Source organism: Streptomyces katrae (genome assembly GCF_000966975.1).
Lineage (GTDB): Bacteria > Actinomycetota > Actinomycetes > Streptomycetales > Streptomycetaceae > Streptomyces > Streptomyces katrae.
In genome coordinates, this window is sequence record NZ_JZWV01001122.1 from 1 (window position 1) to 6,449 (window position 6,449).

The following is a 6,449-nucleotide window of genomic DNA, read 5'->3' on the forward strand; positions in this document are numbered from 1 at the left end:
CGGCTGGTGGCCAAGGGGCTGTCGTACAAGCAGATCGCGGAGCGGCTGGTCATCTCGCACCGGACGGTGCAGAACCACGTCCAGAACACCCTGGGCAAGCTCCAGCTGCACAACCGGGTGGAGCTCGTCCGGTATGCGATAGAGCGCGGGCTCGACGACGCGTAAGGGTGCCCCGGCCTTACCCGCCGGTCGTACTTACTTCCCCGTACGAGTGAACACGCGTACGCAACGCCCCGTAATTCCACCGGAATTGCCCACTCCAGCCCCCTCGCTGTGACCTGGGTCACCACTAGCGTGACCGTCATGGCGAAGGGAGATTCCATGAAGGTCGGAGTGCTCACGGGCGGCGGCGACTGCCCCGGGCTCAACGCGGTGATCAGGGGCGTCGTCCGCAAGGGCGTCCAGGAGTACGGATACGGGTTCGTCGGTTTCAAGGACGGCTGGCGGGGGCCGGTCGAGGGGGACACCGTCCCGCTCGACATCCCCGCCGTCCGCGGGATCCTGCCCCGCGGCGGCACCATCCTCGGCTCCTCGCGCACCAACCCGTTCAAGACGGACAACGGCGTCCGCGCGATCAAGGACAACCTCGCCAAGGCCGAGGTCGACGCGCTCATCGCGATCGGCGGCGAGGACACCCTGGGCGTGGCCGCCCGCCTGTACGAGGAGTACGGCATCCCCTGCGTCGGCGTGCCCAAGACCATCGACAACGACCTGTCGGCCACCGACTACACCTTCGGCTTCGACACGGCCGTCGGCATCGCGACCGAGGCCATCGACCGGCTCCACACCACGGCCGAGTCCCACATGCGGGTCCTGGTCGTCGAGGTGATGGGCCGGCACGCCGGCTGGATCGCCTTGCACTCGGGGCTGGCGGGCGGGGCGAACGTCATCCTCATCCCCGAGCAGCGCTTCGACGTGGACCAGGTGTGCGCCTGGGTCACCTCCCGCTTCAAGGCGAGCTACGCGCCGATCGTGGTGGTCGCGGAGGGGGCCATGCCGAAGGACGGCGAGCTGGTGCTCAAGGACGCCGTGTCCCGGGACTCCTTCGGGCACGTCCGGCTGTCGGGCGTCGGGGAGTGGCTGGCGAAGGAGATCGAGGGCAGGACCGGCAAGGAGGCCCGTACGACGGTCCTCGGGCACATCCAGCGCGGGGGCACCCCGAGCGCCTTCGACCGGTGGCTGGCCACCCGCTTCGGGCTGCACGCGATCGACGCGGTGCGGGACGGGGACTTCGGGAAGATGGTCGCGCTGAAGGGGACGGACATCGTGCGGGTGCCGATCGCCGAGGCGACGGCGAAGCTGAAGACGGTCGACCCGAAGCTGTACGAGGAGGCGGGGGTCTTCTTCGGCTGAGCCGCCGAGCCGCCGCTGAGCCTCTGCGGGGGGTCGCACCACGGGCCGTATCGTGACGAAAGCGATGGAACGGCCCGTGGTCCGACCTTTCGGGAGTGAGCGTGGAGATCCTGGCCTTCGGAGTGACCGCCGACGAGGAGCCGCTCCTGGAGCGGGCCTTCGCACGGGAGGGCCGGCACGAGGTCCGCTGCCTGGACGTCTTCCTCGACGAGGACACCGCGCCGATCGCCGCCGGGTACGAGGTGGTCTCCTCCAGCGTCAACGCCGACCTGGGCGGCCGGGTACTGAACGTCCTGGCCGCGGGCGGGACCCGGCTCGTCGCCCAGCGGTCCACCGGCTTCAACAACATCGACCTCGACGCGGCCCGGCGGCTCGGGCTGACCGTCAGCCGCGTCTCCTACTACTCCCCCTACTCGGTCGCCGAGTTCGCCTGGACCCTCGCCATGGCCGTGAACCGGCGCATCGTCCGCGCCTCGAACCGCACCCGGGACTTCGACTTCCGCCTGAACGGGCTGATGGGCCGGGACATGCGGGGCCGCACGGCGGGGGTGCTGGGGACGGGGAAGATCGGCGAGGCGTTCACGCGGATCGCGCACGGGTTCGGGATGCGGCTGCTGGGCTGGGACATCGCACCGAACCCGGCGTGCGTGGAGCTGGGGATGACGTACGTGGAGAAGGAGGAGCTCTTCGCCTCGGCGGACCTGATCAGCCTGCACGTGCCGCTGATGGAGGCGACCCGTCACCTGGTCGACGCGGGGGCGCTGGCGGTGATGAAGGACGACGCGATCCTGGTGAACTCCAGCCGGGGAGGGCTGGTCGACACGGAGGCGCTGGTCGGGGAGCTGCGGGAGGGGCGGTTCGCGGGGGTCGGGCTGGACGTGTACGAGGCGGAGGCGGGGGTGTTCTTCCTGGACAAGTCCCTGGAGGCGTTCCCGGACGACACGCTCGCGCGGCTGATCACGTTTCCGAACGTGCTGGTCACTTCTCACCAGGCGTACTACACGCACGACGCGGTGGGGCAGATCATCGAGGCGACGGTCCGGAACGTGGCGGACTACCTGGCGGGCCGCCGCTCCGAAAACACCCTGGTCCCGGGCCCGGCCTGACCGCTCCTCCCCCAGCGGTAGCCGGGGGAAGAACGGGTGAAGGGCGGGCAGGGGACCGGCCCCGCAGAGCCGACCCCCGACCCGATCGCTAGGCCCGCCCCACCGGGGCCAGGCCCCGGACCAGGTCGGAGACCAGCTCCGCGCCCCGCAGGGTCAGCACCGACTCCGGGTGGAACTGGACGCCCGCGAAGCCCCGCGCCGCACAGCGGAGGGCGTGGACCTCGGAGGTGACGGGGTCGCGGGAGACCTCCACCCCGTGCGCCGCCAGCTCCGCCTCCGTCTCCGCGTCACAGGCGGCCGTGTACGTGTTGTAGAAGCCGACCACCTCCGGCCGCCCGAAGAGCTCGATCCGCACCTGCGCCCCCTGCGCCGGCTCCGCCTTGCGGACGAGGGGGAGGCCGATCTCCGCCGCCAGCAGCTCGTGCCCGAGGCAGACGCCGAGCAGCCCGCCCCGGTGCGAGGCGAGCAGCTCGCCCGCCAGCCCGCGCAGCATCCGCATCTTCGGGTCCGCCCCGTCGCCCGGGTCGCCCGGGCCCGGGCCCAGCACGATCGGGCCCTCCCAGGCCAGCGCCTCCTCCCGCAGCCCCGGCGCGTCGTAGCGGCGTACCGTCACCGACAGCCCCGCCGCCCGCAGCACGTGCGCCAGCATCGCCGTGAACGTGTCCTCGCCGTCCACCACCAGCGCGTGCCCGCCCACGGCGGGCATCCGCTCCTGCATCCGCAGCCAGAACGGCGCCAGGTCCGCCCGCCGCGCGGACAGTGCCGCCTGGACCCGGGGGTCGTCCGCCAGCCGGGCGCCGGCGGAGGCGACCGGCCGGGGCGCGGCCTCCCGGACGCCCAGGGCCGCCAGCACCCCGGCGGCCTTGGCGTGGGTCTCGGCCACCTCCCCGAGCGGGTCCGAGTGGCGGACCAGGGTGGCCCCGACCGGCACCCGCAGCGTCCCGTCCGGGGCGATGTCGGCGGTGCGGATGAGGATGGGGGAGTCCAGGGTCTGGGCGCCGGACGCGTCCAGGCCGAGCAGCGCCAGCGCGCCCGCGTAGTAGCCGCGGCCCCCGCTCTCGTACCGCTCGATCACCCGGCAGGCGTTCTGCACCGGCGAGCCCGTCACCGTCGCCGCGAACATGGTCTCCCGCAGCACCTCCCGGACGTCCAGGGAGGAGCGGCCGCGCAGCTCGTACTCGGTGTGCGCGAGGTGGGCCATCTCCCGCAGACGGGGGCCGACGACGGTCCCGCCCATGTCACCGACCGTGCACATCATCTTCAGTTCCTCGTCCACCACCATCGACAGCTCCTCGGTCTCCTTGCGGTCGCCGAGGAAGGCGAGGAGCGACTCGGCCGTCGGTCCGTCCGCCGGGTAGCGGTAGGTGCCGCTGATGGGGTTCATGACCACCGTGCCGCCCGTCATGCGGACGTGGACCTCCGGGCTGGCCCCGACCAGGGTGCGGTCCGGGGTGTGGACCACGTACGTCCAGTACGCGCCCCGCTCGCCCTCCAGCAGCCGCCGGAACAGGGCCAGGGCGTCGGCCCGGCCGAAACCGCCGATCCGGCCCCGGTAGGTCCGCCGGATCACGAAGTTCGCGCCCTCGCCGCGGCCGATCTCGTCGCGGATCACCCGCTCGACGGTGGCCGCGTACTCCTCGTCGCCGACGTCGAAGCGGCCGTCCTCCACCCGTACGCCGTGGTCCGGGAGGGCGGCCAGTGCCTCGGCGAGGGGGATCTCGTACGCCTCCTCGGCGGCCAGCACGCTCAGCGGGGTGCCGTCGTCGCGCACGTCGAACCCGCGCTCGCGGATCTGGTGGAACGGGACCAGGGCCAGGGTGGGCAGGTCCCGCACGGGCAGGTCGGCCAGGCGCTCGGCCTCGTGGACCGGGCCGAGGAGCACCTCGACGGTGTCGTGGTCCCGGCCGGGGGTGCGCCGGCGCAGCAGCGCGAAGGACGGGGCGGCGGGGTCGAGGAGCCGGGTGAGGGAGAAGTCGGACTGGGGCATGGGGCGGGCGTCCTTCCGGTGGGGTGTCGGGAGGAGGGACGGCCCGTGCCTGCCTGCGTACGCAGAAGGCCGCCCCTCGGGGCGGCCTTCGTGTCGCTCGTGTCAGTGGGTACGCACGAGGGGCGGGCCGCCGGGAGCGGACCACCACCAGTTCTGGACGGAGAGCGCGTACATGGGAGGCACCATAGCCCACGAGGGCCCCCGGCCGCCGCATCCCGCCCTTTCCGCAAGATGAACCTTGAATTCCGTTCATCTGCGCGCCGTGGACCTTCGAAAGGCCTTCGAACGACACCGTCTCACCAGGTGGGCGTCCGGCCGGACACGGTGAATGACGCCGTAATGTGTACGAGGTGACCGTGAACGCTGAAAACCACGCCCTCGCCGCCAAGGCGACCTGGCGAGACCTTCCCGCGGCGCAGCAGCCTTCGTACCCCGATGCCGAGGCCCTGCGCGCTGTCGTCGCGGACCTCGAGTCGTATCCTCCGCTCGTCTTCGCGGGCGAGTGCGACCAGCTGCGCGCCCGCCTGGGAGCCGTCGCCAAGGGCGAGGCGTTTCTGCTGCAGGGCGGCGACTGCGCCGAGGCCTTCGACGCCGTATCCGCCGACCACATCCGCGCCAAGCTGAAGACCCTGCTCCAGATGAGCGCCGTCCTGACGTACGCGGCCTCCGTGCCCGTAGTCAAGGTCGGCCGCATCGCGGGCCAGTACTCCAAGCCCCGTTCCAAGGACACCGAGACCCGCGACGGCGTGACCCTGCCGACCTACCGCGGCGACTCGGTCAACGGCTTCGCCTTCACCGAAGAGGCCCGCGTCCCGGACCCGGAGCGCCTGAAGCGCATGTACCACGCGTCGGCCTCGACGCTGAACCTGGTGCGCGCCTTCACCACCGGCGGTTACGCCGACCTGCGCCAGGTGCACGCCTGGAACCAGGACTTCGTGAAGTCCTCCCCGTCCGGGCAGCGCTACGAGCAGCTCGCGCGGGAGATCGACAACGCGCTGAACTTCATGAAGGCCTGTGGCACCGACCCGGCCGAGTTCAAGGCGGTGGAGTTCTACTCCTCGCACGAGGCCCTGCTGCTGGACTACGAGGGCGCCCTCACCCGTACGGACTCCCGTACCGGAAAGCTGTACGACACCTCCGGTCACATGGTCTGGATCGGTGAGCGCACCCGCCAGCTGGACCACGCGCACATCGAGTTCTGCTCGCAGATCGCCAACCCGATCGGCATCAAGCTCGGCCCGACCACCACGGTGGACGAGGCGCTGACCTACATCGACCGCCTGGACCCCGAGCGGGAGCCGGGCCGCCTGACCTTCGTCGTCCGCATGGGCGCCGACAAGGTCCGCGACAAGCTCCCCGAGCTGGTCGACAAGGTCACCGCTTCCGGTGCGACCGTCGCCTGGGTCACCGACCCGATGCACGGCAACACCTTCGAGGCGGCCTCGGGGCACAAGACGCGCCGTTTCGACGACGTCCTGGACGAGGTCAAGGGCTTCTTCGAGGTCCACAAGGCCCTCGGCACCCACCCGGGCGGCATCCACGTCGAGCTCACCGGTGACGACGTCACGGAGTGCGTGGGCGGCGGCGACGAGATCTTCGTCGACGACCTGCACCAGCGCTACGAGACGGCCTGCGACCCGCGCCTCAACCGCAGCCAGTCCCTGGACCTGGCGTTCCTGGTGGCGGAGATGTACCGCGACCAGTAGGCAGCACCTTGTGAGGACGGGGCGCGGATCGATGTGATCCGCGCCCCATCCTCGTCTCCGGGCCTTTTAGGCTTACCTAACTTTGGGTACGGTTAGGTAAGCCTCACCGCATCGGGGTGGCTGCAAGAACCATTCCGCTCAGGGAGGTGAACCGCGTGTACGTCTGCTCTTGTTTCGGGGTCACCGACAAGCAGGTCAAGGAACACGCGGCCGCCGGGGCCTGCACCCCCCGCCAGATCGCCTCGGTCACCAAGGCCGGCACCGATTGCGGCTCCTGCGTGCGGACCATCCAGGGCC

The 6,449-nt window shown here is 71.3% G+C and carries 6 protein-coding genes; 5 read left to right on the plus strand and 1 reads right to left on the minus strand.

Going from position 1 to position 6,449, the window contains the following annotated elements:
• The 3 genes from VR44_RS33425 to VR44_RS33435 all read left to right on the plus strand — a co-directional run.
• The coding region (locus tag VR44_RS33425; protein WP_045951395.1) for a response regulator transcription factor at nt 1-165 on the plus strand (165 nt) is incomplete at its 5' end.
• 156 nt (nt 166-321) lie between these two features.
• The gene (locus tag VR44_RS33430) at nt 322-1,353 is read left to right on the plus strand and encodes a 6-phosphofructokinase (protein WP_045951396.1); all 1,032 of its coding nucleotides are present in this window, start codon (nt 322-324) and stop codon (nt 1,351-1,353) included.
• Nucleotides 1,354-1,454: 101 nt separating this feature from the next.
• Nucleotides 1,455-2,459, plus strand: coding sequence for a 2-hydroxyacid dehydrogenase (locus tag VR44_RS33435; RefSeq protein WP_045951399.1), 1,005 nt, complete (start codon nt 1,455-1,457; stop codon nt 2,457-2,459).
• An 88-nt stretch (nt 2,460-2,547) separates the two neighbouring features.
• Here the strand turns inward: VR44_RS33435 and VR44_RS33440 are convergent, their stop codons facing one another.
• Nucleotides 2,548-4,446: an anthranilate synthase family protein gene (locus tag VR44_RS33440; protein WP_045951397.1), complete on the minus strand. Its 1,899-nt coding sequence runs from the start codon at nt 4,444-4,446 to the stop codon at nt 2,548-2,550.
• Between the two features lie 341 nt (nt 4,447-4,787).
• Between VR44_RS33440 and VR44_RS33445 the strand changes: the two genes are divergently transcribed.
• Nucleotides 4,788-6,152, plus strand: a complete 1,365-nt coding sequence (locus VR44_RS33445; protein WP_211275174.1) for a class II 3-deoxy-7-phosphoheptulonate synthase — start codon at nt 4,788-4,790, stop codon at nt 6,150-6,152.
• A gap of 146 nt (nt 6,153-6,298) precedes the next feature.
• A partial coding sequence (locus VR44_RS43230) for a (2Fe-2S)-binding protein (protein WP_211275175.1) occupies nt 6,299-6,449 on the plus strand: 151 nt, incomplete at its 3' end.